This is a genomic window from Streptomyces sp. NPDC056231 (genome assembly GCF_048270745.1).
Lineage (GTDB): Bacteria > Actinomycetota > Actinomycetes > Streptomycetales > Streptomycetaceae > Streptomyces.
Genome location: NZ_JBLVKW010000023.1, coordinates 67085 through 92733, shown reverse-complemented (window position 1 = coordinate 92733; position 25649 = coordinate 67085). Strand labels below are relative to the sequence as shown.

Here is a 25649-nt window from a genome sequence, read left to right as displayed (position 1 = left end):
GAGGTCACCGGGCGCCGGGGAATTCCCGCGAAAAGTTTCCGGTGCCCCGTGACATCCCTCCGGCCGGTCCGCTCCGTCGGTGTGGTCAGAGGCGAAAGGAGGGCATGTGTTGCGTACCAGGGATCTGGAGGATTTCCGCGGTTTCGCCGAGGAGCGGTTGCCGCATCTGCGGCGCACCGCATACCTGATGTGCGGGGACTGGCACCACGCCGAGGACATCACGCAGACGGCATTGACCAAGCTCTACTCCGTGTGGGGACGACGGCGACGGATACAGAACCTGGAGGCGTACGCCCACCGCGTGCTGACCCGGACCTGCATCGACCATTCACGGCGGCGCTGGCGGCGGGAGCACCCCGCCCGGGACCTTCCCGACCATGCCGAGCCCGCCGCGGACCTGGCACTAGAGCTCCAGGTACGCGCGGCACTGGACGGCCTGCCGGCGCGTCAGCGTGCCGTGGTGGTCCTGCGCTACTGGGCCGACCTGGACATCGCCGCGACGGCCGCGGCCATGGGCTGCTCCGTCGGAACCGTGAAGAGCCACACCGCGCGGGCACTGGCCCGTCTGCGGGCCCTCCTGGGCGACGACCACAGTCCCGACGCACTCGGGACGCTCGCCCAGTCCACCCACCACACCCAAGAGAAGGCCACACTGTCATGAGCAACCAGGACGTCAGGAATCTGCTGGAGGCCGGGATCGGCGAGGAGCCACCGGTGCGGACCACCGTGGACGCCGTGGTCACGGCCGGACGGCGCACCAGGACCCGGCGACGTCTCGCGCTCACCGGCGCGGGCGTCACCTCCGCGGCGGCGGTTGCCGTACTGGCCCTGGTCGCACCCGGTGCCGGTCCGGCCACGAGCGTGTCCGCCGCCGACCTGCTCGTCGGCCCGCTGGTGCCGGCCGGTGTCGGCACCGACGAGGCTCGCCCGCTGCGGCCCGACAGCTTCGGTCCGGGGATCGAGCACACGACACGCTGGAGCAGCAAGCGGCTTGCCGACACCCTCGTCACACTGCTCCCCGAGGGCCGGACGACCACCAAGGACGGTGAATTCAAGGGCCGGACCTTCCAAGTGGACTGGGACAACGGCGGCGAAGAGGTCACGTTCATCGGCAGCGTGGAGTACACGGACAAGGCCCCGAAGGTGCCGTTCTGCGCGGAGATCGCGCTGCCGAAGCTCACGCCCAGGCCCGGTGCGTCGGCGCCGCAGGACGTCATGCCGAGGGAGAACTGCGAGACGGTCGAACTCGCCGACGGCGCACGGGCGGAATCGGTGACACTGCGGTTCCCCGAAGACGGCCGTGAGTCCCAGTACGTACGGGTGGAGCGCAAGGACGGCCGGACCGTGGCCCTTCAGCAGTGGACGGATCGACCGACGAAGCAGGTACCGCTGGACGCCGACGCGCTGCTGGACATCGCGAACAGCCCGTCCTGGCGGTTCTGACCGGCATCGCCACATCCGCCGCCCGGTGAGATCCGGGTCGGCGCGATCGTTGCAACACGTCGTCGTACACGGTCCGGCCGGGGGTCGAGCGGTCGAGGAACTCCACTGACATGGAGTTTTCACGCCGCGGCCCCCGGCCGGGTCACGGCACTACGCGTATTGCCCCGCAGCCCGCTCGACCAGCAGATCCAGTACTTTGCCGATCTGCTCGCGAGCCCCCGGATCGGTCATGACACCGTCCTCCCCGACACGTGTCGGGTCGACCGGAATCCGTACGCAGGCAGCCTCGACGATGTCGGCGCCGGTGTATCCGAGCACGGTCCGCAGCGTGGTCTCCGCCCCGCGCCCTCGCCCGGGGTTGGCGGCGTTCACCCAGGCGGTGGGCTTGTCGCAGATCTCCGTACCGCCGACCGTCCAGTCGAGCAGGTTCTTGAACGAGCCGGGCAGGGTCCCCGCGTACTCCGGCGTGCAGATCAGTACGGCATCGGCCTCGTCGATCGCCGCACGCAGCGCGGCCACCGGGGCGGGCAGCAGGGCCTCGTTGTCGTCGTCGGGATTGAAATGCGGAAGCGCCGCGAGCCCGCCTTCGGGGCGCACCGTACGCACCTGCAGGGGTGCCACGGCCTGCGCGGTGCGGAGCACGGTCTCGTTGGAGGAGCCGCTGCGCAGGCTTCCGGACAGCAGGAGGATCACACGGGACGCAGGCATGTTCGCTGCAACTCGCAGCGGCCGCCGCCTCATTCCCTCATCCTCCGGCACGCTGACGGACCCGCCCCGGCGCGAGCGCGAGGCGACTTGAGCCGGGGCGTCCGGAACCGGGAACGTGATCGGACGATCAGGATCAGCTGAACACGACAGAACGGAGCTTCAGCCGCTCGGAGGCGTGACCGCCGAAGGGCCGAAGGGTGAAGAAGACGCCCTCGCAGTCGGGGCCGGTGAAGACGGTGGCGGTGGAGTCGGTGTAGTTCCGGGGAGAGCTGGCGGGGTTCGACGAGCCCGGGTCGGCGACCTCGGGCAGCGTGATGCACTCCCGGCTCGCCAGGTCGGTCAGGCCGGCGTACTGCGGGGTGCCGTCGAGCCCGGTGAACCGGTAGAGGAAGTCTCCGGAGGCCGCGTCGGCCGAGGTCGGCAGAGTCACGACGAGCGCGAGTGCGCCGAGGGCGGCAGCCACGGTGGTACGAAGGCGCATGAAGGGCACTCCTTGAGCGGTGCGGGGGAACGCGTACCGCACCAGCGTGCTCTGCTGACTATGCCTATGACGGACGGAACGGGTTCAGTCACTCAGAAGGGGGCTGCTGAATCGGTTTGCCGACACCCGTGTGGATCACGTCGTCGGACCTCCCGCTCGGTGAGCCCGTACGAGGTCCTGGATCCCCCGAGGTGAGGCCGGAAAAGCGAAGGCGGCCACGGTCCGCGTTTCCTAGGCTCGCCCCATGTCACGCCCAGAACTGCAACGAATCAATGCGTTCCTCTCGGCCTTCGCCCGCGGTCAGGCCGCGAGGACCATCGACCTCCCGGGCGGATTCGCCGCCCTCGACGACGCCTTCGCGCACTCGCACGCGAACAACCAGGTCGTCATCGACGGGCCTGTCGACCCTGAGGCGCTGCCCGGCATCGCGGACGAGGCGCTGGGGCATCTGCCGTTCCGACTGCTCTTCGTCCTCGACGACGAGACGGGGAGGGCGTGCGCGGAGCCGCTGATCCGCGCCGGATACACCCACACCATCGAGCTGGTCATGGCACACACGGGCCCCGTGCCGGCCGACGGTCACGCGGAGGAGGTGGACCTCGACGCGATCCGTGAGCCGCTCACCCGGCGCTGGCGCGGCTTCCTCCCGGACGTCGACGACGCGGTCCTACGCCACCTCGTCGACCGCCGCGAGACCCGCCGCCGCGGCGCCGACGCCGTGCACTTCATAGCGGCCCGCACGGAGGAGGGCGAGATCGCCTCGTGGGCGGATCTCTATCTGGACCCGGCAGCCGGCATCGCCCAGATCGAGGACCTGATGACCTCCGAGACCCACCTCGGCCGCGGCCATGCCGACGCGGTCCTGACCACGGCCCTGCGCATGGCCACCGACGCGGGCTGCGGTACGCGGTTCCTGCTCGCAGACGCGGACGACTGGCCACGCCATTGGTACGAGCGCCGCGGCTTCTCGGTCATCGGGCAGTCGCACTGCTTCGAACGCAGCTGAGGGCGGCTTCGGGCGGCGTCCGCCGGCGGGTGAGGTTTCGTGAACTCGAAGTCCCGGATACCGGTCGGCACAGCCGGTGATGAGACCGGCTGTGCCGACGACCCGTGCCGCGCTGCTTCGGCCGGCGGACGGCCGACGTCAGGGCTTGATCGGCTTCACCTTCGTGTCGACGCCGTTCACCCGCGCGGTGACGTTCCCCTGGTTCCGCGCCCGGTCGGCCACGATCCTGTAGGACGTGACCTTCCCGTCGCGCCACTCACAGCTGACCTCGTAGCCGCCGCGGGCGCGGAGTCCGGTGAAGGAACCCTTGGCCTTCCACTCGTCCGGCAGGGCGGGCAGCAGGTGGATGACGCCGTCGTGGCTCTGCAGGAGCATCTCCGCCACGGCGCCCGAGATGCCGAAGTTGCCGTCCATCTGGAAGGGCGGGTGGTTGCAGAACAGGTTGGGCAGCGTGTTGTAGGTCAGCAGTCCGCGCAGCATGATCTGGGCGCGGTGCCCGTCACCGAGGCGGGCGAAGAGGGCTGCCCGCCAGGGCCAGGTCCACGAGCGGCGGCTGTCGCCCGACACCGTCCCGGCCGTGAACGGGACGCCTTCCTTCTCGCCGCACCGTGCCTTGAGCGAGACGAGGGCGGCGGCCGCGAAGTCGGCCGTCTTCGGGGTGATCTGACGGCCCGGGTAGACCGCGAAGAGGTGCGAGGTGTGGCGGTGGATGTCGGTGGGGCTGTCGATGTCCTCCTGCCACTCCTGCAGTTGACCCCACTTGCCGATCTTGTTCGGCGCGAGGCGCGCCTGCATGTCCTTGACCTTGGCCCGGTAGCCGGCATCCGCCTCGAGCGCCGCTTCGCAGTCGAGGTAGTTCTGGAACAGGTCCCAGATGATCTGCTGGTCGTACATGACGCCGTCTTCGCGTGGCCCGTGTTCGGGGGACCAGCCGTCCGGCGAGACGAGGAGTCCGTCCTCGCGCTCCTTGAGACGGTCCTCCCAGAACTCGCAGATCTCCTTGATCATCGGGTAGGCGACTTTGCGGAGATAGACCAGGTCCTGGGTGAACGCCCAGTGCTCGTACAGGTGTTGTGCGTACCAGGCGCTCGCGACGGTGTTCCACTCCCATGAGTTGCCGCCGAAGATGCTCTGGCTGGTGCGGGCGGTCCAGCCGCGTGTGTCCTTGCCGAAGGCGTTGCGGGTCGCCACGCGGCTGGGCACCGCTACCTGCTTGATGAACCCGACGAGTGCCTCGTGGCACTCCGGCAGGTTCGTCGTCTCGGCTCCCCAGTAGTTCATCTGGATATTGATGTTGGTGTGGTAGTCGGAGGCCCACGCCGGCGAGTTGCTGTCGTTCCAGAGACCCTGGAGGTTGGCGGGCAGACCCTTCGGGCGCGAGGAACTGATCAGCAGGTATCGGCTGAAGTCGAACATCGTCTGCTCAAGGGTCGGGTCCTCCTCGCCCGCCGCGTAACGCGCCAGCCGGGCGCTGGTAGGCAGGGCGACGACGGCGTCGTCGGAGGTGCCCCAGGCGACGGAGACGCGGTTCATGAGGGCGCGTATCTCGGCGGTGTGCTCGTCGCGCATCTCGCCGTAGGACCGGGCGGCAGCCTTGCCGAGCGCCGCGGCGACGGCCGCCTCCGGATCGGCTCCGCGCCACCCGGCGGCGGCGTCGAGCTTGTAGTCGGTGCGGGCGTCGAGGAGCAGGGTCAGGGTCGTGCAGCCGGTGAACCGGAGCACCGACCCGTCGGTGCTGAAGTCGCCGTCGGTGTGTACGACCTGGACGGTGGACGCGTGCTTGAGGCCGTTGCCCATGACACCGCTGAAGGCGATCCGCCGGGCGTCGGCGTCGACGGTCGTCGGGGCCTGATCCTGTCCGGACGTCAGCGAGATCACTCCGGAGAGTCCCCGGTCGCTGTCCGACGTGTACCGGAAGACCATGATGTCCGCGGACCGGCTGGCGAAGGCCTCCCGCAGGACGCGCCGCCCCGGCTCGCCGAAACGGGTGACATGGACACCGTCGAAGAAGTCCAGGGCGCGCTGGTAGTCGACGAACGTGGACTGCATGCGCGTGTCGAACCCCTTGCCTTCCAGCACGACTTCCCCGATCTGGAAGCCGGTGGACGACTCACCGGGGGTGAACGTGAGCCGGTAGGTGCGGTAGGCCGTGCTGTTGGTGATCCGGAAGGTCCGGGTCTCGCCGCGGCCGGCAAAAGGCGCGCCGGGGTTCTGCGTGTCGAGGGTCACCCAGGCCTGCCCGTCCTGCGACGCCTCAAGTGCCCATCGTCGGGGGTCGTCCTGCGGACGGTCCGGGGCCGCCGTCAGCGAGTACGAGGTGACGGCGGTCGTGGTGGACAGATCGGCCTGCCAGACGACCGCCGGTGCGACGGCGTCGACCCGCCAGGCCGTGGCCGGATCGCGGTCCACCGAATTCGAGATGCCCGTGGCCCGGGAGCCGGTCCCGGAACCGGATCCCTCGGAGTGCCCGCTGGGCGACGACAGGTACATCGAGCTGCCCCCGCCGAGGTCGACGCCGGACAGTCCGATCTCGCTCACCTGGAAGTGGCTGACCCCTGCCTTGGGGGCGAAGTCGAACCGGTAGAAGCGGTAGGCCGCGGTGTCGGCACAGGTGAATTCCTTCGTCTGGAAACGGCTCTCGAAGGGCGTCGCCAGAGTGCGGCTGTCCAGCCTGGTCCAGGTGGTGCCGTCGGCGGAACCGGAGAACGTCCACTCCTGCGGGTCGCGTTGCGGCACGTCGTTGGCACTCGTCAGACGGTAGGACGCGACTTCGACAGGCTCAGGGAGCTCGACCTGCCACTGCACCTTCGAGCCGGGCGCTTCGATGCACCACTTGGTGCTCGAGTTACCGTCGTACGTCTTGTCGACGCCCTCTGTCGAGGAGGTCCGGTACGGTCCCCCCGGGTCCGTGACCTTCGTGAGGCGACCGAAGGTGACGGCGACATTTCCGAAGTTCCGGTAGGAGCCGAAGCCGGTCATGCTGGTGTCGAAAGCGCCGTCCGGCTGGCCCGCGAGGGCGTTGTCGTAGTTGTTGACGCCACCCCAGAGACTCTGCTCGTTGAACTGGATACGCTCCTCGCTGGGGTTGGCGAAGAGCATGGCGCCGAGCCGGCCGTTGCCGATCGGCAGGGCCTGCGACTGCCAGTCCACGGCGGGGATCGCATACTTCAGCGCCTTGCGCGACAGGGTCGGCCACTGGACGGACGCCGGCGCGGCGACCCCGGCGGCAACGGCCTGTCCCACAGGGAATCCCCCGGCCAGCTGCGTGATCAGCGGCGTGAGGGCGAGGGCGCCGCCGAACTTGAGGATGCTTCGTCTCTGCGGATGGGGTTCATTGGTCACGAGAGATCTCCTGGCCCATTGATCGGTTCTTTAATGGAGGAGTGGGGGGAATGCGTCGACGTATGCCGAGGGCGAGGTCATTTCATCGGACGACAGATCGGATGTCTAGAGTGCGCGGCAGTGTCTCTGCTCGCCGCCCCTCGTCCAGGTCCTGTCCTGTCGGTCTTCGTGGATCCGTGCCAGGCGTTCCGGGCCCACGAAGACCGGCAGGACAGCCCTTAGGGTGGGCCGCGTGAACAACACCCGTTCAACAGGCCCCATGGGCTTCAGGTAGCCCGCCAGGAAATCCCTGGCGGCCGGCTACCGACGGAGCCCCATGGCACGCACCGCCCATCACCTTCCGCCTTCGCAGACGAAGAAGTCCCGCAGTGACCTGCCGGGTGCCCCGTGGCACTCATTGGTACTCCGGGATCTCCGCTACAACGCCCGCTGTTCGGCCGCGGCGGCGCACGAGTCCCACCGGCCCAGGGCCGACGCTGTCCGGCGACGGGTGGATGTCTACTGCTTCCCTCGCCACAACCGCGACCGCGGGGTCTCGCGATGGTCCGCCCTGGAGGAGCGCCGGGCCCGACAACGCCTCCGCACGCAGGTGGGAATCATCCGACGCCTGGTGAACACCTCCACCGGCGAACTCGCGCTCGACACAACGGACATGGTCGACGTGCCACCGGTGAACCATCGGCACAGCTCGGTCTGGTTCGCCTGACCGGCGCCGCGGCATCGAGTACGCGCGATGTGGGCTGCGGCTGCGGAATTTCTGTTGTGGCACCGGATGCGGAACTGCAGAATGCCCACGTCGAGGTACACGTGATCTACAAAGGTGAAGAGTGACTGAGAACGACGAGCAGCGCCAGACCCTGACCAATGGGCAAGGCGTGCCGGTCCTGACCTATCTGCAGGGGGTTCGCGAGGGGCACCCATGGGCGGACCTGGCCGAAGTGGTCGGCCCGGACCCCGTGGAAACCATCGTCTCCGACATGTCCGGATGGGCGGTCTCGGGATCTGTGGAGCTCGGTGAGCAGTTGGTGCGCCGTGGTGCCCGGGTGATGCGGCACGCCCACGAGATGCGGATTGACTTGGTCGCGTGTCCGCCACCGGCCGACTGGTCATCGCGCGCCCTGGGCGACGGACTTCGGGCTGTTCCTTGCGACCGCGATGCCGATGAGGTGTTCCCGGCATGGCGAGCCGCATTTCCTGCCGACCATCCCGACCACCACCACGGCAGCGACGAGGAAGCTCTCAGCGAGCGGCTGACGCCTATGCTGGCGGGCTCCGTCCTCGGGCCGGTCCTTCCGTGCAGCGCCTTGGTGGTGGACGAGACGGACCGCGTGGTTGCTGGGGCGATCCTCACCGACCGCGACGGCCTGCCTTGGATCGCGGACGTGTTCCGCCGCCCCGAAGCCCGCTACGCAGGCCTTGGCGCCGATCTGCTCCGCCAGGTGCTCAGCGTTGCTGCGGCCGACGGGCTGGCCGAGGTCTCGCTCGTCGTGAGCGATGCGAATCCAGCCCGCCGCGTTTACGAGAAGCTCGGGTTCGAGCTGACTGGCACATCACTGACTGTCGTGGTGCCGTAGGTCTCAAGACCCCGGCAGGCGGCCTGTCACCGAAAGGGACTGCCCTCAGCTGCGCAAGGTGGCACGCAGGTGCAAGCCGGCAGTTGCGAGACCTTCGTAGGTGGTGACCTGGTAGCTGGGTTCCGGTCCGGGCGGCTCGCTCACGTGGTAGCAGCGGGCGGTCTGCGCAGTCAGGAGCGTCAGCATCGCCATGGCCAGAGCAGCTCCCTCGCAGCCATGCGGCCCGGTACCGAAGGCGAGGAAGACCCCGGGTTTCGCCGGCGAGCCGGAATCATCGAGCCAGCGATCGGGCTGGAACTGGTCCGGCTCGGGGTGTTCCCGTGCGTCGCGGTGGGCGGTGTAGGGGCAGACGAGAACGGTGGACCCGGCGTCGATGGTGTAGTCCGCGAGCTGAGTCTGTCGCGGGGCGCGCCGGGTCAGCAGCCAGCTCGGGGGGCGCAGCCGGAGCACCTCGCGTACCAGTGCCTGGGTGTATTGCAGGCTGTCGAGGTGGGTGCTGGTCGTCGCGGCCGGGTCCGCGGGCAGCAAAGCGGCTTCGGCCGCGACGCGGTCCGCTGCCTGGGGGTACCGGGCCAGGTAGAGCAGGACCCATCCGGCTGCCCGGGAAGGTGTCTCGAAGGTGGCGACGGTGATTCCGGGGAGAGTGTCGAGGATGGCCTCTTCCGGGAGGAGGCCGTAGCGGGGGGAGGTCTGGAGCATCTCTCCGAGCACGTCGTCGCCGAGCCGGCCCGATGAACGGCGCCGGCGGATGATGGGCCGCAAAGCGTTGGTGAAGGCGACTTGCTGCCGTGTGCGGAACCGCCGTGCCGGTGTGGGGACCCAGCGCGGCCATACCCAGCGAGAGGGGCGTACGAGCACCTCCCGGGCCATGAAGAGCTGTGAGGCAAAGGGCAGCAGGGTGGGAGCGTCTTCGGAGAAGAGGTAGCGCACGCCGATCTCTTCCAGGGCGTGCCGGACCGGGGGCAGAATCTCGACGTCCTGGCCCGTGGGCCACTGGTCAACAAATCGAGCGGTCCCGGGCGCTATCTCACCGATCCGGGCTGCAACCGCCTGCGGGCGTAGTCGGCGCATGCGGGCGGCGTGAGCGTGCGCACGCTCCTCAGACGTCGGTGCTCCGCTCGACCGCTTCAACGGCGGGAAGAGAGGCGAGGGTGGCTTGGGGAAGTCCTGCGCGCGGTGCAGGACTTCTTCGCACGGCCCGGCCGCAGCCGCTACGTAGACACCCGGTTCCAGCTGCCAGACGTCCCCGCACTCGTCAGCGCCATGGCGCGCCAGTGCCAGCCGGTCGCGGCTCCAGGCCGCGAAGCTGCCTTCGGGCAACCGCGGCGGCTTATTCGTTCGGCCCATGAGATCGCCCCTGACTCTCGTACCTGTCCAGGCCGATATGTCGGCAGCGTGGCCGGGAGCCGGCGGGCGCCCGGGGGCTCCCGCCGGCAGTGTGGTCAGACCCCGTCGTCGCGGCTAGTACGCACCCCAGTCGTGTTCCCCGTACGCACCGTAGTGGCGGGTGAAGGACAGCTTGCCGAGCAGCTTGGCGATCACGATGCACTCCTCTCGCCTGTCTGAGCCCTCCCAGTCGAGGGTTCAGCAAAGCAGTTCTCGTCCATTGCCACATAGGCCATGTTGTCACATATGACCTATATGTCACGTTCGGGGCGTCGGCCGCAGATCGGTCACCCCGAGGTCAGGCCCGCGCCGGGCTCAGGCTCCGGGCTGCGCGGTGGCAGGCGGGCGCGACTGCGAAGCCGCCGAACGCTCCGCTCAGACGCTCCTCGGCCTGACCCCCGGACCGCGAGCCAGTGGCTGGCCGCCAGCGGGCTCTGAGCAAAATCGTCAATCGCGCACCAGGTCGGAGACGTAGGTGTCCCACCGGGGCGCCGAGGCGAGGCCAGGTCCGCGCCGGGAGGGCTCGGGCTCCGGGCTATGCGGTGTGCGGTGCGGCGGCCTCCGCTGTGCGGCGACGTGACTCGCCCTCCTGGGCGAGCCGCCGAAGCAGGGCGAGGACCGGTTCGAGGAGCAGGGTGAGAATCGCGGCCCGTTCGGCGAGCGCCATCCGGTCCTCGATGCCGTCGAGCTGGTCGAGGTCCAGCCGCGCCACGGCGGCGGCCAGCCTGGCGTACGGGAGAAGGTCGTCCACGCCGAAGTCCACTCCGAGGCGGCTGAGCTCGCGCAGGCTCGCTGCCAGCGCGAGGCGGTGGGGCGAGGCCTCCGATACGTCCCAGTCCATGGCCTCCACGAGGCTGTCGACGCGCTCCGTCAGCTCCTCGGCGCCGGTCGCTCCGGTGGCATCGGCCGGGGTGCGCAGGGCGTAGTGGATGACGCCGAGCATGCCGCGCGGATCATCATGCGGCTGGTCGATCTCGGCGAGCACCTCACGGGCAGCGGCGATGGACAACCCGCCCAGCGTTGTCAGCGCCCGGATCAGCCGCAGGCGCTGAACATGCTCCTCGCCGTATTCCGCCAGGGTGGCCCCCATCGCGCGGCCCGCGGGCATCAGCCCCTCCCGCAGGTAGTACTTGATGCTCGCGACCGGCACCCCCGACTGTCGGCTCAGTTCCGAGATCCTCATGCGCTCCCTCGATTTCCGTGCTGTGACCAGTATCGCTGCCTCTCAGTTCGACAGCCGATGCTGGATAGTGTGAGTATCTAGTCATTGGATAGTGAAGGTTTCCAGCGTGGGCCCGCCGGCCCGAGGGCTGGACCGTCTTCTGTCGCACGTCTTACGCGCACCGCGGCGCGACATCGCATCTGGAGCAGACTTGCCGGTCTCATGTCATACAAGAGTCATTTGTCATGAAAGTGCCTCTATGGCGCCCCTTTTCGAAGGGAGGCGCCATGTCTGAGCCGATGCATCCTCATCGAGCGCCCGGACGAAAGGTGCTGCGCCGGCGGAGCCTGTGGATCCCGTCCGCGCTGATCCTCGGCCTGCTGTCCTTCGTGCTCTCGCTCCTGTACTTGGGTGCGAACAACAACCCGACCGGCTCCATGCACGATCTGCCGATCGCGCTGGTGAACGCCGACAAGGGCATGAACATGGGCGGGAAGCAGATCAACCTGGGTGATCAGATCACCTCGAAGATCGCCCAATCCCCGGACCTGAAGGGCAAGGTCGCCTGGAAGCAGGTCAGCCGGAGCGAGGCCGAGGACATGCTGGGGAAGGACAAGGCGTACGGCGCCCTGGTGATCCCCGAGAACTTCTCGGCATCCGTGGCCGCGCTGGCCGTCCCCCAGCAGCAGGACCCGAAGCGCCCCACCCTGCAGGTGCTGACCAACCCCGCCTCGGGAAGCTTCGGCTCCTCCATGGCCTCCGAGATCAACCGGCAGGTGGCTCACACCACCTCCACCGAGCTGGGCAAGCAGCTGAGCCGGCAGGCGAAGCTGCAGGCAGCCCGTGCGGCGAAGGCCGAGGTGAGCGGGCACGCGAAGCCGAAGGCGGGCCATGCGGTGAAGGCCGAGCAGCCGAGCACGGCCGAGCAGCTGCTGATCGCCGACCCGATCACGGTGACGGTCCAGGAGGGCCATGAGATCGGCACCCACAGCGGACTCGGGCTGAGCGCGTTCTTCTACACCCTGGTGCTCGTCCTCGGCGGCATGCTGGGCGCCAATGTGATCCACACCCAGCTGGACGCCATGCTGGGGTACGCGGCCAGCGACTACGGCCCCTTCCGCCGTGTGAAGCCCGCGGAGCGCATCAGCCGTACGCGTCACTTCGCCATCGGCTGCGTGCTCATGGCCGGCCTGTCGCTGGTGACTTCCGCCCTGGCACTGGTGGCGGCCGTGGGGATCGTCGGCATCGACGCCTCGCACCTGGCGCTCCTGTGGATCTACGGGGCCTGCGCCACCACTGCGATGGGCATCACCGCGCTGGCTCTGCTCGCGGTCTTCGGGATGCCCGGCCAGCTGGTGTCCATGCTGGTGCTGGTCGGCTTTGCCATTCCGTCGGCGGGCGCCACGATCCCCTTGGAGGCCCTTCCGGACTTCTACCGTTTCCTCGCCGAGTTCGAGCCCTTCCGACAGGTGGTCGACGGTGTCAGGTCCATCCTCTACTTCGGGGCACAGGCCGAGGCCGGGCTCGGCCGTGGCTGGATCATGATCGGCGTGGGCTTCGTGGTGGCGCTGCTGTTCGGCTTCGGCATGACCCGCTTCTACGACCGCAGAGGCCTGCACCGATCCCCGATCAAGGTGCTGGAGCCCCAGCCTGCCCCGACCGTTTGACCGGAACGCGACCCCGGGATTCATCCGGAGGCCGCCCCACAAGCGGGGGCCCGTCCCGAGCGGAGGCGGCTCCTGAGGGTGCCGCCCCGTGGGGACGGGGAAGCGGCGCACACGACAGGGCTCGGCGGTGGACGCCGCATGACGGCCTCCACCGCCGAGCCCTTCGGGGCCGCTTGACCCTCACGTGGCGTCATGCCGCATTGTCGGGGGAGTGGAAGAGCAACTGACCGTGGGACGTGTGGCCGAGCCGGCCGGCGTGAGCGTCCGCACGCTGCATCACTATGACGGGATCGGCCTCGTGCAGCCCTCCGCGCGGACCGCGGCCGGGTACCGGGCCTACTCGGCGGGCGACGTGGAACGACTGCGGGAAGTGCTCGCCTACCGGCGGCTGGGCTTCGGATTGCGCGAAATCGCGGATCTCGTCGACGACCCGACCACCGACGCGGTCGCGCACCTGCACCGGCTGCGCGGCTTGCTGCTGGACCAGCGCGACCGCGCTGCAGCCATGGTGACGGCCATGGACAGGGAACTGGAGCCCGGGCAATGGGTCGAGTCCGGCGCGGTCGAGACCCGCAGTGCTGGCCACGCCGACGCGAACCGGTTCAGTGCTCCTGGAACAGCGACTGGGCGTGGTTCAGGCCGTACTTGGCGACATCGGTACCCAGTTTGACCCCGGCCTCGTCCGCGAGTCGGGTGTGGATGCCCAGCCAGACCCGTGCGTCCATGTTCTCCAGCGTGAGCTGGTGCCATGCGGTGTAGGTGCGGACGACGCCCGGTGCGGTGACGCTGGTCAGGGTGAACGGGGCCGTGCGCGGTCCTACGAGGGCGGTGAGCACGGTTTCCGCCGCGCCCGCGTAGGTGTTGTGGCCGCTGGGGTAGTCCGGGTGCGCCGGGGTGGTGTGCAGTGGGGTCCATGACGGGTCGGCAGGTATCTCGCCGACGCCGGTTCGGATCGCGGTGACGGGGCGCCACAGCGGTTAGGTGTACTTGCTGTCGGAGGTGGCGATCTGGGTGTCCACCAGCGTGGCGTTGGCCAGGGCGACGAGTTCGGCCTGCTTGAGCAGCGGCCGGCGGGAGGTGGCGGCGAGCGCGACGCGAATCGGTTTGGTCCACAGGGCCGGCGAGGAGTCGAACCAGAAGTTGGCCGTGTCGGTCTGCCGCGCGGTGCGTGCGGTGCTGTTCAGCTCTCCGAAGTCTCGAACCTCCGCGACAGCCGCTGCAATGACCTGCGGCGGAGTGACGTTGGAACCCTGGCCGCACCTGCTGCCGGTCCTGGTTCCCCGCACGATCCGGCACGCGAATGGCACGGTGCTGCGTCGACGGGGGAAGGCGATGCCAGGACCCGACCCACCAGGAGCCGGCCTGCCACTGATCCCCTCCGCTACGGACGCCCACATCTGGGCGCGTCCGATCTGCCTGCGAAGGCTGTCTCACACCCCCACGTTTACCTGGTTCTTACATTTCGTGTAGCGTGCGCGCGTTCGATACCCCTGCAAGCTCCAGGAAGTCCGCAGATGAGCGCTCCGACGCCCCCCGCCGCCCCGCAAGACCCGCAGTTCCCTCAGGTCCCGGGGTCGCCCATACCCGGGGCCGCGTCGACGGCTGCTGCACCCGCCAAGGAGGGCAAGCTGAAGAAGGTTCTCAGTGTTGTCGTCCTGATCGTCGTCGCGGTGGTGGTGAAGCTCGGTATCGGCTACGTCTTCGACTCCCCGGTACGCGCCGCGGCCGGGGACTGCGTCAAGGTCACCGGCTCTGAGAACAACCCCGACGTGGAGACCAAGGGCTGCGACAACAAGGACGCCAACTACAAGGTCCTCAAGGTCGTCGAGAACACCTTCGACGTCAACTCGTGCACTGTCGGTGAGGCCGCGCTTGCGCAGGAGTGGGACGACGACAAGTTCGTTCTCTGCCTGGACCCCGTGAAGAAGTAAGACCCCTCGGCGGGTGACTCAAGTCGTCGAGCTGAGAGCGCGAGCTCAAGTCTCGACACCCGTTTCGACGAAGAGGGCCTCGGACCAACGTCTCGGGGCCCTCTTCGTCGAAGTGAGGGTCCGCCCCCCGCACCGCCAGCGGACGGTCAGGCCATCCGGGTGACACCCGACTGGGCTGCGACGGAGCCCGGCACGCTGATGTTCACCGACTTCGAACAGCCGGTGGACATCAAGGCCCTGGCGACGTCGTCGATACCGACAAACTCGGCAACTGACCCCATCCGTTACGCTGCGCGAGCCCCGGCGGCGACAGCGTCGATACCCGCCCCGTCCCGAGAGCGAAGCGACACCATGAACGACCTCATCCCCGATGACATAGCGGGCCTCGCCACGGCCGAGGGCCTCGGCGAGCACCGCGGCACGGTCCTGCCGAAACGGCAGAGCGCGCTGATGATCTGCAACCTTTTCTTCTTGATCGTCGTCGGGCTGTTCTGCTTCGTGCTGCCCGGGATCTGGTTCGTCTGGATGACGATGCAGACCCCCAACTTCTCCCGCAAGGCCGCCGCTCGGCGGCTGTACTTCTTCGAGCACGGGCTGATCGAGACCGACCGTAAGGGGCAACCGGTCGCGTTCCGCTGGGACTCGATGATGGTGCTGCAGGAGGTCACCGAGTCGTACGTCAACGGCGTCTACGTCGGCACGGGATACCGGTACACCCTGCATAAGGGGGACGGCACGGTCCGGAAGGTCACCAACTTCTACGCCGAGCCTGAGCGGTGGGGGCCGTTCATCCAGCAGGAGATCGCCGGAGCACAGCTGCCGGGCATGCTCCGGATGCTGGAGCAGGGGCAGCAGTTCACCTTCGGCGACATCTCCCTCAACCGTGGCGGCGTCGCGACGGCCAAGCGCGGTGCCGCGACCTGGTCGGAGATCGAGGACGTGCGCGTCGACAACGGCGTACTGGCGCTGCGGAAGTCCGGCAAGTGGCTCTCCTGGTCGAGCAAGCAGGTGAAGGACATCCCCAACTTCCTCCTCTTCCTCGCCCTGGTGGACCACCTTCGCCGCTCAGCGGCCGTCCGCTGAACTCGCCCGGCCCACGGCAGGTGACGTTCCCATACGCCACGTGCCCGGCCGGGGCCGAGACGCCCGAGAACCTGTCCGGTCGCTGCGGTCCAGAGGCCTCGGATGAAGATCGTGATCGTTGCCGCCGTATCCGCTTTCGGGCCCGGTCGGCCTGCACAAGCAGGGGCTTACCGCCGCACCCCGGGTATGTCCGCGCCCCGTCCCCAGGTCACGCGCGAGGCCGGCACCGATGCGGCGCCACCGGCTTCGTCGGCCGGGCTCGGCCGTCTGCTGGAGCAGGTCCGCGCCGCCGATGCCGCACGCAGGCGCCGGGCTCGTCGGCAGTGGCTGGCGTTGGCTGCGGCTCTGATCGTGGTTGCCGGGCTCGGACTGGGGTCGATGCTGCCGTTCCGCCACTCGACCGGCCCGGCTACGGCCTTCACCTCGGCGGCCGGGTACTCCGTGTCCGGCCGTGCCACGCTCACGGCCAAGCCATGGGGCACTGCGGTGAGCGTGACTCTGGCCGACCTGCCCGCAGGAGCACCAGGACCCTTCATCCTCCAGGTCTCGTCGGCGGACGGCCGCAAGGAGCAGGCAGCCACCTGGGCGATCACTCCCAACGGCCGCGCCGCCGTGACGGGGGCGAGTGCCCTGCACCTTCCCGACATCCGGTCCATCTCCGTGATGGACCATGCGGGACGCCTGGTCGCCACGTCCCGACCACGCTGAGCGGACGGTTCGTGAGCCCTTCATATCGGCGGATTCTCACAGCACTTCGCCTGTAAGAATGGCGCCGTGACGATTCGTGTGCTCATCGCTGATGATCAGGAGATGGTTCGCCGGGGTATGCGGCGCATTCTCGAGAGTCAGACGGACATCGAGGTGGTCGGCGAGGCCGCCGACGGCGCGGATGCCCTGGAGACGGCCAAGCGGCTGAGACCTGACGTCGCTCTCCTGGACGTCCGTATGCCGCGCATGGACGGGCTTGAAGTCACACGCAACCTGCTCGCCCCGGCAACCGAGTTCCGGGGCAGGGTGGTCATCGTGACGACCTTCGATCTGGACGAGTATGTGTATCCGGCACTGCGTTACGGGGCTTCGGGTTTCCTGCTCAAGCGCTCTGGACCGGCGCTACTCGTGGAGGCCGTGCGAGCAGCGGTTGCCGGTGACAGTCTGATCAGCCCTTCCATCACGGTACGGCTGCTCAGGCACGTCACCGGCCCCGGTCGCGGACCGGGCACGGCAGCCGGGCGAGAGGCCCCCGTCAGTCCCCTCACCAAGAGGGAGATCGAAATCGCCGGGAAGGTCGCCGAAGGGCTGACCAACGCCGACATCGCGACCGAGATGTTCGTTTCTCCGGGCACGGTGAAGACGCATGTCGCCAGCATTCAGCGGAAACTCGGCGTGCGGAACCGGGTCGGAATCGCGGTGCTGGCATGGGAGATGGGATACGCAACGAAATGACGGCCCTGCGTCGTCACATCCGGAAGACGCATCATGGCCGACGAAGACACATCGCCCATTGATCCGAAACTCAACGGGTTCTGTTCGCGGGTGCAGTGGACCTGCGGGCCGCCGAAGTGGCCTGCGAGGTGTTCCAGCCCGGCGTCAAACGCCGACGACCGCCGCGGCCCAGGCCTCTGCGTAGGCTGACGGCCATGACAACGAGCAGCGCGGCACGGGGACTTTGGCGGAGCCTGGGCATCGGGGCGGCGGTCGTCTGCCTGGGATTGCCGGCCTTGCTCGGCCCGGCCATCGCGCTGCTCCTTGCCGCATCGGCCTTGCTTGCCGTATCGGTGCCGCTGCTCCGATGGCCGTGGAGAAGGATCACTGAGAACACGGCCGCGCTGGTTGTCGTGGCGGTCTCCCTCCTCGTGGACATCGCGTACATCGGCAAGCAGGGCCTGACCCTCTTGTGGATGCCCTTCGAATTCGGCGGGCTGCTGATCCTCACCGGGCGTCTCATCCGGCGGTCGCAGACTCGCTATCTACTTCCCGCGGGGCTGGCGGCCACCCTCACCACGCTCGCCCTGCCTCTGCGTTTCACCCTGCGCAACCCGGAGTCCGGGACCGCAGGTTCGGTGATCATGGTGCTCGTCACGCTGGTACCGGTGGCTTGCGCTGTCGGCGTCGGCAGCTATCTGCGGTCCACGGACAGCCGTCGGCAACAGGCGGTGTTGCAGGCCCGCCGGGAGCAACGACTCCACATGGCCAGAGTCCTGCACGACTTCGTCGCCCACGAGATAACGGGCATGGTGTTGGAGGTGCAGGCTGCCCAGGAGTCGGCCTATGACCCGGAAGAGCACCAGGCAATGCTGGCCCGGGTGGAGGAGGCAGGCCTCCGCGCGCTCGACTCCATGGACCGCACTCTGCAGAGCCTGCGCGAGGCGGAGGATGTGCGTGAGGACGCGCATGGTCAGGAACCGGCTCAGCCGTCGACCCGCGTGTACGGCTTGGCGGACCTTCCCGACCTGGTCCGCAGGTTCGCTGAGTCCGGTTCTGTCACTGCCGAGCTGAACCTTGACGAAGAGCTGATCGGGGCACTGCCTCGGGAGATCGACGAGACTGCGTACGCCCTGGTGCTGGAGTCCTTGACCAACGTCCGGCGCCATGCGGCCTCGGCCCGCCTGGTCACGGTGACCGTCGAGCAGATGAGCGGGGCCGTGCTGCAGGTCTCTGTCACGAACGACGGGAGTGGCGACAAGCCGCTGCTCCCGGACCGCAAGGGTGGCGGTACGGGGCTGGTCGGCCTGGACGAAAGGTTCAGGTTCCTCGGTGGGGCGCTTACGGCCGGGCCTTCCGCCGACGGCTGGCGGGTCACGGGGACGCTGTCAGTGCCTTCGCCTGCCGGGACCCTCACCGACCACTGACCGGTCGCCGGATATCTGCCGAACGGCAGATGTCTGCCGGGCTCAGAAAAACCATGCTTGAAGCGGTCTACTGAGCTACCCGGAGGCGTGTGTGTTCTCTCGCAGTTTCTCAAGGAGCGTCCTGGCCGCTGTTGCCTTGACCTCGGTGGTCGTTCTCACGGGCTGCGCTGAGGCCGACGATGCGACACCCGAGAAGAAGACCTTCTCGTTCGACGGGAAGACGCTCGACGTCCGGTCCCATGACCTTCCCACGGACCTCGTCGCGAGCGACCGTGAGGACGTCGAAGTCACCCGGTGGTTCGATGTCCAGCCCGGGGCGAAGCCGCACTCCAGCTGGAAGCTCACGGACGACACGCTCGACCTGCAGGCCGGCTGCGGGCGGTTCGCCAACTGTGATGTGCGCTTCCGAGTCGAGGTGCCGAAGTCGGTGAAGGTCCTGCGCAATGGCCGTGCCACGAAGCTGACAGGAAGCCAGGCGGCCGCCTCGGCAGCGCTGACCGGCGTCCGGGACCTCGGGGCGTAGGGGCACATCATGCTGGAACTGGTCGACATCACCAAGGTGTACCGGGGCGGCAAGCGAGCCGTGGACGGAATGACCATGCGGCTGGAGACCGGAATGCTCGGCCTGCTCGGCCCGAACGGAGCCGGCAAGTCGTCGCTCATGCGGATCGCCTCCACGGTGACCCGACCGACCAGCGGCCAGGTCGTGTTCGCTCTCCGGTACCGGCGTCGGCACACGACCATCCATCGGGCCGCACGCCGTGTGGATATCGAAGGGAAGAGGAAGGGCATTGAGACACCGGATCGGCTGTCTTGCGTGGATTGCAGGCGTCATGCAGTTCTTCGGGACGCACAAGGTCGTCGAGGCCGCCTGGTCGAGACCGTACAGCTGGGCACACAACAACATCAGTGACTTGGGCAATGCTCACTGCGCCATGCAGTCGGAGCCTGAACCACGCTATATCTGCTCGCCCGAACACGGCCTGATGAACGCTTCGTTCGTCGTTCTGGGAGCGCTCCTCGTCGTCGGTGTCGTCCTCGCCGGGGCTCTCTGGCGCAGAGGTGCGACCGCGATCGTGGCCCGGTGCTTGTTGGCCTGCGCCGGCGTGGGATTCGTGTTGGCCGGGCTGGCGCCTGCGGACGTCCACGAGAATCAGCATGTCCTGGGTGCGCTGCTCATCATGGCCATGGGCAACATCGGCCTGGTGCTGGCGGGAGTCGGTCTGGCGGACGATGAGCCGGCTCTGCTGCGCTGGGTGACCAGTCTGCTGGGAGCAACGGCGATCGCGTCCTTCGGGCTCTTCCTCTCCCACCGCTATCTCGGACTCGGTATGGGAGGCATGGAGCGGGCAGCGGCGTTCCCCCTCTTGGTGTGGGCGCTGTTCATCGGTGTCCGCGGCCTGTTCCACCAGGGGATTCGCATGCAGGATGCGCCGCCGAGAAGGCATGCCGCGCAGGTCACCCGCGGCTGATGAGGCTCTCTGGGGCCGACTTGTTCGCGGTCTGGTGAAACACGAACCGCCCACTGAGAAATACCCCTCGCCCTCGTTACGGCTTCCGGGCCGTAACGAGGGCGAGCGCGCGGCTTCTCCCGGAGGGAGGCGTCAGTTGCCGGGGGCCTGGTAGAGGCCGCGGCCGGCACGGTGGGCGCGGGAGGTGCCGACAAGCCGGTCGAGTGTGCTGCGTACGGTGTTGATGCTGCCGGGGGTGAGCTCGCGTCCCAGGGCCTCCGTGACGTCACGCGCACGGACGGGAGTGTCACCGAAGGCGGCCAGGACCTTCATGGCCATCTCGGTGAGGCTGCCGCTGTCGTCGACTGCCGGTGCGGCGGGCGCAGCCTTCTTCGGCGCCCTGGCCTTCGAAGGCTTGACGGTCTTCGCGGGCTTGGCGGCCTTGGCAGCAACGGCCTTCTTGGCCGGCTCGCCCTTCTGCTTGGCGGGCGCCTGCTTGCGGCCCTTGGCAACGGGTGCCTTCCGGGCCGTGCGACGTGCAGGGGCTGCTGCCGCCTTCTCCTGCGAGGCTTCCTCGACGGCAGAGTCGGTGCTTCCCTGCGCCTGCCGCGGAATCTTGGGAGCGGCGACGTTCTCCGCCTCCGTCACGGTGTCAGCGCTTGCCGACGGAGCAGGGGCAGCGCTGGGCTCACTGTCGACCACCGCAGTTGCCGGTGCCGGGGGAGCGGTGGACAGCGCCTGCAAAGCAGTCAGAGCGCTGCGCACCGACTCCAGGCGTTCGGTGACAGTCGCGAGTTCCTTCTCCAGTGCCTGCTGGTGCTCTTCCAGGCGCGGGAGTTCCGCCTGCAGCAAGGCAGTTGTGGCATCGATGGTGCCCTGTGTGTTGGCTTCTGAGGTCATGGTGTCGCCCTTCGTTGTTTCCGGCCGACCGTTGCTGACCGACATGTCGCAGCGTAAGGGGCATTGTGTTGTGGCCTGAAATCGCCCCTACGGTGCGCACTGGCAACAGGCGCCGTCAAAACTGGTCATCGGTCTTCGGGGGGGTGCAGGAAACCGTAGACAGCGGTTGTCCGTCAACTCGGCGCGACGGAACGTCCTTCGGCTGCGCGGGCTGCTGTTGTGCGGCGGCGCAAGTCGGTGGAGCCGATGGCGGCCCGGCCGGTCGAGGACGGCAACATGCAGGCGCCGGTGCACTTCGTCACATCGCAGCGGCTGGCACGAGCCCTAGAAGACGCGGCGCCGGCCTCCTCGCCCGCGAGTTCGGCCTCGCCCGGATGGCCCGGATCCCCCTGGTCAGCCGGGAGACGATCCTGAACTACGTGTCGATCCACACCCTCGGGCTACCCAGGTCGTACTCGACCTTCTCGCGATCGTCGACGGCCCTCTCGGGCAGGACGGCAACCTCGTCGATCCACTGCCGGATCCGCGTGAGCCTCGACGGCAGCCTCGTGATCACTGAGGCTGGCACGCCGAGCTGTGGCTCGACGACGCGGACACCGTCGCCACGTACCTGCGGGTGTCGCAGACCATGAGCGAATCCGCGGCGCTCGGGGCAGAGGCGCAATACGCGATCGCTCAGACGCGCCGGAGTCTCGACGTTCGCTGACCGCGGTCGCCACGCTCGATCGGACCTCGACCTAGTGGGTGCGCAGGAATGCGACGAAGCCTGCCCACGCGCTGTGACGTACGGCTATGCGGGGCCCATGGGGCCGCTTGGAGTCCCGTACACCAACCGTTGCATGCAGGTCCGCGACCTCGACGCACTCGCCGCCTGCGCCGTTGCTGTAGCTGCTCTTGCGCCACTGCGGGACTGTGGGAGGCAGATTCATCGTGAGTGTTCCTCCATGGCGGAACGGATCAGCGCAGCTGATCTCTGCGGGCTCAGAGCGAGGGCCCTGAGATGGTCGAAAGCTCGGGTGTAGACGCTGACATCTGCTGGGAGTTCCAGATAGATCGAGTCGGTGAGACCCTCCCTGTACACCACATCAGGGTCCTCCTGCTCGGGGAAGCCGAGCACGGTGAACGGCCCGGTTGTGGGGTACGGCCCGGCGTCGTACGGCAGTACTTGCACCGTGACGTTCGTCAGCTTCGACATCTTCAGAATACGTTCGAGTTGCGCCGTCATGACCTCTCGGCTGCCCATCACATGCATGAGCGCGCTCTGGTGGATCACGGACCAGAAGTCCGGCCCCTTCGCAGCCGTCAGCAACTGTTGGCGACGCATGCGTACATCGACGAGGCGCTGGATTTCCTCGTGGCGGAGGTCGGGTGTGACGCGGCTCATCTCGGTGGCGTACTCCGGCGTCTGCAGCAGGCCGGGGACGAACTCTCCCTGGTAGGTGCGCAGGCTGCAGGCGGCCTGTTCCAAGCCCACGTACACCGAGAACCAGGAAGGCACCGCGTCACCGTGGGCGTGCCACCAGCCCTTGGTCTTCGATTCCTTCGCGAGCGACTTCAGCAGGTCGCGCAGCTCGTCGGGTGTCCCGTAGAAGCGGCACAGAGCGTCCACGTCCGAGGGCTGCACCCGACCCTGGCCGGTCTCCAGTCGATTGACCTTGGAGCCGCTCCAGTCGAGTTCCTTGCCGACCTGGTTGCAGGTCAGGCCGCTCTCGTCACGGAGCTTCTTGAGCTCGATCGCCAGTCGACGGCGACGTGCTGTGGGTGAACCGGACACTTCAACTCCCCTTTTCGTAAAGGAGTTTCCATCCCATCGGATCGGGCGGCAGCCGCCAATCACCCGAAGGAGCGAATCTCGCCGTGCACATTGCATGAGGGGATACGCTCAGCCATCCTTCCAGTGGCGCAACTCACTGTGAGTGCGTGTAACGCTCCGCTGATCATGTGAGGTCAGGGGGAGACAGCATGCGACGAGAGGGGTCTTCGTGATTCGGGAAGCGTGTATGTCACGAAAGCCGTTGGACCTTCACTTTCTGGCAGAGCCTGAGGAAGTGGTGGCTCTACGACGCGTACTGCGGGCCCACTTGCGGCTATGGGGCTTGGACGAACTCATCGACGTGGCCCAACTCTGCGTCAGCGAACTCGTTTCCAACGTGATCATCCACGTCGGTCCCGGCACCCCCACCACCCTTGCCGTTTCCATGAAGGGCACCGATCTGCGCATCGAGGTCCATGACCCCGACACTCGCGCTCTGCCCACGCTCCTCCACGAAGGCGTCAACTGCGAAACGGGTCGGGGCATGGAGCTCATCACCGGCATGGCCGACCGCTGGGGCGTTCAACTCTTCGCTGACCGGAAGGTGACGTGGTGCGAGCTGACTACAGTGCCGACCGCGCGAAACGGCCATGTCGCAGTACCCGGTGTCAGGCGGGCTGAAGCCCTGTTGGATCTCTATGCAGCGGTGAAGTCGGCAGGCGAGCCCAAGCCGAGTCGGCTGAACATGGCCTTGGCTGAGGAAGCGGTGATCGATGTCATCACGGACTTCCTTCACTGGCTTCGGGCGCACGGCTGCGACGAGGAAGAGATCCTGGACCGAGCTCAGCAGCGTTTTGACAGCCAGTCCGCGATGATCGTGGTGAGCTGAGTGAGGCTGTCGATCCGCCAGTCCGAGGTCCCCCTCAGCTCTGAAGCGCGGGGACTGGAAACGAAGCGCCAGCAACCGTCCAGTCCCCGAGCCTACTGAGGCGTGGGTGGTGTAAGGCACCGATGTGTGTCGGTGTCCCACGTCCGGTCGGATATCACTGCTCCAGCACGTTCGCGAAGAAGCCCAGGTGTGGATCGTCCGGGGTACCGATGAGCAACGCACGGTCCAACAGGATGTTGTTGTGCTCGCAGCTTGTTTCCGGCAGCATCACGCAGGCGTGGCAGGCGGCGAGGTTGGTGCCGCCGGTGCCGGATGCCTCGGACTCGACGCAGAGCGGGTCGGAGGAACACCACTCGGCGCGGCATACGGCCGAGCGGATCGTCTGAGCGAGGCGGTCCGGCTCGCCTTGGGCGACGAGCCCACCGAGGCTGCCCGCGGAGTCGCTCGTTGCGGTGTAGACGAGGATCCCCGCCATGTCGTCGTCGGCGTAGAGACGCTCGCGAAGTGCGGCAGCGGGGTAGCCTGCGTCGAGGCTCCATTCGTTGATGAGGACATGGGCCAGGGTGTGGAGCAGCACCATGCGGGGGGAGGCCGGGGAGGGCGGGACCCGGCTCGGATCGGCGGCGCGCTGCTCCATGACCCTGCGGTGAGCGGTGCGCATCCGCTCGGCCCGTGCCGCTACGGCGGTCGCGCGTGACCAGGCGTCGAGTCGGTCGTCGTCGAGTCGGAGGAAGACACCCTCTCCGCGGACCTCCATGGCGGGGAGCCAGGTCAGTTCCGATACGGAGAGCGAGGCCTCGTTGCCCTCGATGGTCGAGTCGGGGTCCGCGAGCCGGGTGAACGCCTTGAGGGCGCGGACCTCGCGGAGCTTCTTCACCAACATGGGGCCGGTGACACCGAGAGGGCCGAGGGGGGACGAGTCGCCGAGCGGGGTCTCGCAGATGAACTCCTCGTCGCGGGAGTGCTCGCTCTCGTCGTTGCCCGAGCGGAGACGTTCGTACTCCTTGTTGCGCAGGGCGCGGTAGCGGTGGTCGAAGGTGGGAGCCGCCTCACTGTCGGGGTCCTCCTCACGCTCCGCGTCGAGGAGCGCCATCACCTCGTCCAGCGGTACCGGACACTTCCCCTTGAAAACACCCCTGAGATAGATCTCGACGTGCTCGCGTTCGTCGTACTCACGGAGCGCATCCCAGTGTTCGGCGAGCGGATCCGCGCGGCCGTCACTCCACGGAGGGATGGAGAGCGCCGACTTCAGTACCGGCTGCCACACCGCCGACGAACCGCGCTGCAGCGTGCGCAGGGGGAGTCCACACTCCTGAGCGGGGGCGGACGCACCGAGCCACGGGCGGGGGCCGAGGCACTTGAGGCCCAGGTCCTTGAGCGCGCTCCTGCGGAAGGAGCCCTCCATCGAGACCTCGGGAGCCTGCCCACAGGTGCAGGAGACGAGGATGGAGCGGAGCGAGGAAGTGCGCCCGGACGTGCGCAGCTTGAGCTTCCCCCCGCACTGTGCCGCCGTCGTGGCACCACGGTCTGTGGAGCGGTGCACCCACTGCCAGTACGGGAACTCGCCGAGGTGTCCTGCCTCGCAGGCGACGACGAAACGGGATGGGACCAGGTCGACCTCACACGTGCCGCAGACGCTTCTACCGGCGGGCGGGTTGAAGTCGCGGTGCCGCTGCAGGTCGTTGCACTCGGGACAGGAGTGCATCAAGGGGAATCGTCGGACCCGGAGACCGTCCTTGCTGGTGTCGTCGGAAGCGGGCGGCAGCCGAAAGTAGTCGACGTCGAGCAGTCGGGCCAGGCGCCGTTCGTGGATCCGCGGGGACTCATGGAGGCTCCAGCTCTGCTCGGCCCCGTCGAGCCCCGAGACGACGAAGGACTCATGGTCGACGGCGATGAGCGACCCGACGCCGTACGTGGTGATCGCCTGGGCGCGGCGGACCGCACCACGTCGCGGAAGGTTGTGGGCAGGTGCGGCGTCGTTCGCGCCGGTCCGGCGACGGCGGGCGGGGGGCGGGGTCATCGGG

At 68.0% G+C, this 25649-nt stretch carries 26 protein-coding genes and 2 pseudogenes; 16 read left to right on the top strand and 12 right to left on the bottom strand.

The genetic code is table 11. The annotated features are described in order from the left end of the window. Positions 1–109: 109 nt before the first annotated feature. Both ACNPQM_RS19690 and ACNPQM_RS19685 read left to right on the top strand, forming a co-directional pair. Positions 110–661, top strand: coding sequence for a SigE family RNA polymerase sigma factor (locus ACNPQM_RS19690; protein ID WP_418085033.1), 552 nt, complete (start codon positions 110–112; stop codon positions 659–661). Further along, positions 658–1443, top strand: coding sequence for a hypothetical protein (locus ACNPQM_RS19685; protein WP_418085032.1), 786 nt, complete (start codon positions 658–660; stop codon positions 1441–1443). Before ACNPQM_RS19690 ends, ACNPQM_RS19685 begins: the two co-directional genes overlap by 4 nt. A gap of 150 nt (positions 1444–1593) precedes the next feature. Here ACNPQM_RS19685 and ACNPQM_RS19680 read toward each other — a convergent pair whose 3' ends face one another. Further along, positions 1594–2151 carry an NADPH-dependent FMN reductase gene (locus tag ACNPQM_RS19680; RefSeq protein ID WP_418085031.1) on the bottom strand — a complete coding sequence of 186 codons (558 nt, stop codon included), beginning with the start codon at positions 2149–2151 and terminating at the stop codon, positions 1594–1596. Between the two features lie 133 nt (positions 2152–2284). Then, positions 2285–2632 (bottom strand): hypothetical protein, encoded by a 348-nt coding sequence (locus ACNPQM_RS19675; RefSeq protein WP_418085030.1) that lies wholly within the window; start codon positions 2630–2632, stop codon positions 2285–2287. A 244-nt stretch (positions 2633–2876) separates the two neighbouring features. Between ACNPQM_RS19675 and ACNPQM_RS19670 the strand changes: the two genes are divergently transcribed. After that, positions 2877–3638, top strand: a complete 762-nt coding sequence (locus ACNPQM_RS19670) for a GNAT family N-acetyltransferase (RefSeq protein WP_418085029.1) — start codon at positions 2877–2879, stop codon at positions 3636–3638. A gap of 138 nt (positions 3639–3776) precedes the next feature. Here ACNPQM_RS19670 and ACNPQM_RS19665 read toward each other — a convergent pair whose 3' ends face one another. Continuing rightward, complete coding sequence (locus tag ACNPQM_RS19665) at positions 3777–6980, bottom strand: glycosyl hydrolase family 95 catalytic domain-containing protein (protein WP_418085028.1); 3204 nt, start codon at positions 6978–6980, stop codon at positions 3777–3779. A gap of 316 nt (positions 6981–7296) precedes the next feature. Between ACNPQM_RS19665 and ACNPQM_RS19660 the strand changes: the two genes are divergently transcribed. Together ACNPQM_RS19660 and ACNPQM_RS19655 are read left to right on the top strand one after the other, a co-directional pair. Next, entirely contained in the window at positions 7297–7686 is a 390-nt protein-coding gene (locus ACNPQM_RS19660; RefSeq protein ID WP_418085027.1) for a hypothetical protein, read from the top strand. 121 nt (positions 7687–7807) lie between these two features. Next, positions 7808–8554 carry a GNAT family N-acetyltransferase gene (locus tag ACNPQM_RS19655; protein WP_418085026.1) on the top strand — a complete coding sequence of 249 codons (747 nt, stop codon included), beginning with the start codon at positions 7808–7810 and terminating at the stop codon, positions 8552–8554. A 45-nt stretch (positions 8555–8599) separates the two neighbouring features. On the opposite strand, the gene ACNPQM_RS19650 is transcribed toward ACNPQM_RS19655, so the two are convergent. Both ACNPQM_RS19650 and ACNPQM_RS19645 read right to left on the bottom strand, forming a co-directional pair. Continuing rightward, entirely contained in the window at positions 8600–9901 is a 1302-nt protein-coding gene (locus ACNPQM_RS19650; protein ID WP_418085025.1) for a cytochrome P450, read from the bottom strand. A gap of 574 nt (positions 9902–10475) precedes the next feature. Continuing rightward, positions 10476–11123, bottom strand: coding sequence for a MerR family transcriptional regulator (locus ACNPQM_RS19645; RefSeq protein WP_418085024.1), 648 nt, complete (start codon positions 11121–11123; stop codon positions 10476–10478). Between the two features lie 266 nt (positions 11124–11389). Between ACNPQM_RS19645 and ACNPQM_RS19640 the strand changes: the two genes are divergently transcribed. Together ACNPQM_RS19640 and ACNPQM_RS19635 are read left to right on the top strand one after the other, a co-directional pair. After that, positions 11390–12769: a YhgE/Pip family protein gene (locus ACNPQM_RS19640; RefSeq protein WP_418085023.1), complete on the top strand. Its 1380-nt coding sequence runs from the start codon at positions 11390–11392 to the stop codon at positions 12767–12769. Between the two features lie 238 nt (positions 12770–13007). Further along, positions 13008–13304 (top strand): annotated as a pseudogene (locus ACNPQM_RS19635) (MerR family transcriptional regulator); the annotation flags it as partial. Positions 13305–13371: 67 nt separating this feature from the next. On the opposite strand, the gene ACNPQM_RS19630 reads toward ACNPQM_RS19635, so the two are convergent. Together ACNPQM_RS19630 and ACNPQM_RS19625 are read right to left on the bottom strand one after the other, a co-directional pair. Continuing rightward, positions 13372–13605, bottom strand: coding sequence for a hypothetical protein (locus tag ACNPQM_RS19630; RefSeq protein ID WP_418085022.1), 234 nt, complete (start codon positions 13603–13605; stop codon positions 13372–13374). A gap of 141 nt (positions 13606–13746) precedes the next feature. Further along, complete coding sequence (locus tag ACNPQM_RS19625) at positions 13747–14055, bottom strand: hypothetical protein (RefSeq protein ID WP_418085021.1); 309 nt, start codon at positions 14053–14055, stop codon at positions 13747–13749. Positions 14056–14283: 228 nt separating this feature from the next. Here ACNPQM_RS19625 and ACNPQM_RS19620 point away from each other — a divergent pair, with 228 nt between their 5' ends. The 8 genes and pseudogenes from ACNPQM_RS19620 (at position 14284) to ACNPQM_RS19585 (ending at position 20104) form a co-directional block, all read left to right on the top strand. Continuing rightward, positions 14284–14700: an LppU/SCO3897 family protein gene (locus ACNPQM_RS19620; RefSeq protein WP_418085020.1), complete on the top strand. Its 417-nt coding sequence runs from the start codon at positions 14284–14286 to the stop codon at positions 14698–14700. A 351-nt stretch (positions 14701–15051) separates the two neighbouring features. Next, positions 15052–15783 (top strand): DUF6585 family protein, encoded by a 732-nt coding sequence (locus tag ACNPQM_RS19615; RefSeq protein ID WP_418085019.1) that lies wholly within the window; start codon positions 15052–15054, stop codon positions 15781–15783. Between the two features lie 186 nt (positions 15784–15969). After that, entirely contained in the window at positions 15970–16491 is a 522-nt protein-coding gene (locus ACNPQM_RS19610; protein WP_418085018.1) for a hypothetical protein, read from the top strand. Between the two features lie 66 nt (positions 16492–16557). Continuing rightward, positions 16558–17226, top strand: coding sequence for a response regulator (locus ACNPQM_RS19605; RefSeq protein WP_418085017.1), 669 nt, complete (start codon positions 16558–16560; stop codon positions 17224–17226). 194 nt (positions 17227–17420) lie between these two features. Next, positions 17421–18632, top strand: coding sequence for a sensor histidine kinase (locus tag ACNPQM_RS19600; RefSeq protein ID WP_418085016.1), 1212 nt, complete (start codon positions 17421–17423; stop codon positions 18630–18632). 91 nt (positions 18633–18723) lie between these two features. Further along, positions 18724–19155 carry a hypothetical protein gene (locus ACNPQM_RS19595; RefSeq protein WP_418085015.1) on the top strand — a complete coding sequence of 144 codons (432 nt, stop codon included), beginning with the start codon at positions 18724–18726 and terminating at the stop codon, positions 19153–19155. A 9-nt stretch (positions 19156–19164) separates the two neighbouring features. Further along, a pseudogene (locus ACNPQM_RS19590) lies at positions 19165–19344 on the top strand (ATP-binding cassette domain-containing protein); the annotation flags it as partial. Positions 19345–19465: 121 nt separating this feature from the next. Beyond that, on the top strand, positions 19466–20104 hold the full coding sequence (locus ACNPQM_RS19585) for a DUF998 domain-containing protein (protein ID WP_418085014.1): 639 nt from the start codon (positions 19466–19468) through the stop codon (positions 20102–20104). A 132-nt stretch (positions 20105–20236) separates the two neighbouring features. On the opposite strand, the gene ACNPQM_RS19580 is transcribed toward ACNPQM_RS19585, so the two are convergent. From ACNPQM_RS19580 to ACNPQM_RS19565, 4 genes are all read right to left on the bottom strand, one after another. Continuing rightward, complete coding sequence (locus tag ACNPQM_RS19580) at positions 20237–20983, bottom strand: hypothetical protein (protein ID WP_418085013.1); 747 nt, start codon at positions 20981–20983, stop codon at positions 20237–20239. 415 nt (positions 20984–21398) lie between these two features. Continuing rightward, on the bottom strand, positions 21399–21551 hold the full coding sequence (locus tag ACNPQM_RS19575) for a hypothetical protein (RefSeq protein WP_418085012.1): 153 nt from the start codon (positions 21549–21551) through the stop codon (positions 21399–21401). A gap of 169 nt (positions 21552–21720) precedes the next feature. After that, a complete protein-coding gene (locus ACNPQM_RS19570) occupies positions 21721–21912 on the bottom strand; it encodes a DUF397 domain-containing protein (protein ID WP_418085011.1) in 192 nt (63 codons plus the stop codon). Continuing rightward, a complete protein-coding gene (locus ACNPQM_RS19565; protein WP_418085010.1) occupies positions 21909–22757 on the bottom strand; it encodes a helix-turn-helix domain-containing protein in 849 nt (282 codons plus the stop codon). Before ACNPQM_RS19565 ends, ACNPQM_RS19570 begins: the two co-directional genes overlap by 4 nt. 226 nt (positions 22758–22983) lie before the next feature. On the opposite strand from ACNPQM_RS19565, the gene ACNPQM_RS19560 reads away from it, so the two are divergent. Continuing rightward, the gene (locus ACNPQM_RS19560) at positions 22984–23625 is read left to right on the top strand and encodes an ATP-binding protein (RefSeq protein ID WP_418085009.1); all 642 of its coding nucleotides are present in this window, start codon (positions 22984–22986) and stop codon (positions 23623–23625) included. 154 nt (positions 23626–23779) lie between these two features. Here ACNPQM_RS19560 and drmB read toward each other — a convergent pair whose 3' ends face one another. Further along, positions 23780–25645 (bottom strand): DrmB family protein, encoded by a 1866-nt coding sequence (gene drmB, locus ACNPQM_RS19555; protein ID WP_418085045.1) that lies wholly within the window; start codon positions 25643–25645, stop codon positions 23780–23782. Between the last annotated feature and the right edge of the window lie 4 nt (positions 25646–25649).

Bases quoted from the DNA above. Each gene is read 5' to 3' on its own strand.
- ACNPQM_RS19685 (WP_418085032.1), top strand. From the start codon at position 658: ATGAGCAACCAGGACGTCAGGAATCTGCTGGAGGCCGGGATCGGCGAG.
- ACNPQM_RS19680 (WP_418085031.1), bottom strand. From the start codon at position 2,151: ATGCCTGCGTCCCGTGTGATCCTCCTGCTGTCCGGAAGCCTGCGCAGC.
- ACNPQM_RS19675 (WP_418085030.1), bottom strand. From the start codon at position 2,632: ATGCGCCTTCGTACCACCGTGGCTGCCGCCCTCGGCGCACTCGCGCTC.
- ACNPQM_RS19670 (WP_418085029.1), top strand. From the start codon at position 2,877: ATGTCACGCCCAGAACTGCAACGAATCAATGCGTTCCTCTCGGCCTTC.
- ACNPQM_RS19660 (WP_418085027.1), top strand. From the start codon at position 7,297: ATGGCACGCACCGCCCATCACCTTCCGCCTTCGCAGACGAAGAAGTCC.
- ACNPQM_RS19650 (WP_418085025.1), bottom strand. From the start codon at position 9,901: ATGGGCCGAACGAATAAGCCGCCGCGGTTGCCCGAAGGCAGCTTCGCG.
- ACNPQM_RS19645 (WP_418085024.1), bottom strand. From the start codon at position 11,123: ATGAGGATCTCGGAACTGAGCCGACAGTCGGGGGTGCCGGTCGCGAGC.
- ACNPQM_RS19640 (WP_418085023.1), top strand. From the start codon at position 11,390: ATGTCTGAGCCGATGCATCCTCATCGAGCGCCCGGACGAAAGGTGCTG.
- ACNPQM_RS19620 (WP_418085020.1), top strand. From the start codon at position 14,284: ATGAGCGCTCCGACGCCCCCCGCCGCCCCGCAAGACCCGCAGTTCCCT.
- ACNPQM_RS19615 (WP_418085019.1), top strand. From the start codon at position 15,052: ATGAACGACCTCATCCCCGATGACATAGCGGGCCTCGCCACGGCCGAG.
- ACNPQM_RS19610 (WP_418085018.1), top strand. From the start codon at position 15,970: ATGTCCGCGCCCCGTCCCCAGGTCACGCGCGAGGCCGGCACCGATGCG.
- ACNPQM_RS19600 (WP_418085016.1), top strand. From the start codon at position 17,421: ATGACAACGAGCAGCGCGGCACGGGGACTTTGGCGGAGCCTGGGCATC.
- ACNPQM_RS19585 (WP_418085014.1), top strand. From the start codon at position 19,466: ATGCAGTTCTTCGGGACGCACAAGGTCGTCGAGGCCGCCTGGTCGAGA.
- ACNPQM_RS19580 (WP_418085013.1), bottom strand. From the start codon at position 20,983: ATGACCTCAGAAGCCAACACACAGGGCACCATCGATGCCACAACTGCC.
- ACNPQM_RS19570 (WP_418085011.1), bottom strand. From the start codon at position 21,912: ATGAATCTGCCTCCCACAGTCCCGCAGTGGCGCAAGAGCAGCTACAGC.
- ACNPQM_RS19560 (WP_418085009.1), top strand. From the start codon at position 22,984: ATGTCACGAAAGCCGTTGGACCTTCACTTTCTGGCAGAGCCTGAGGAA.
- drmB (WP_418085045.1), bottom strand. From the start codon at position 25,645: ATGACCCCGCCCCCCGCCCGCCGTCGCCGGACCGGCGCGAACGACGCC.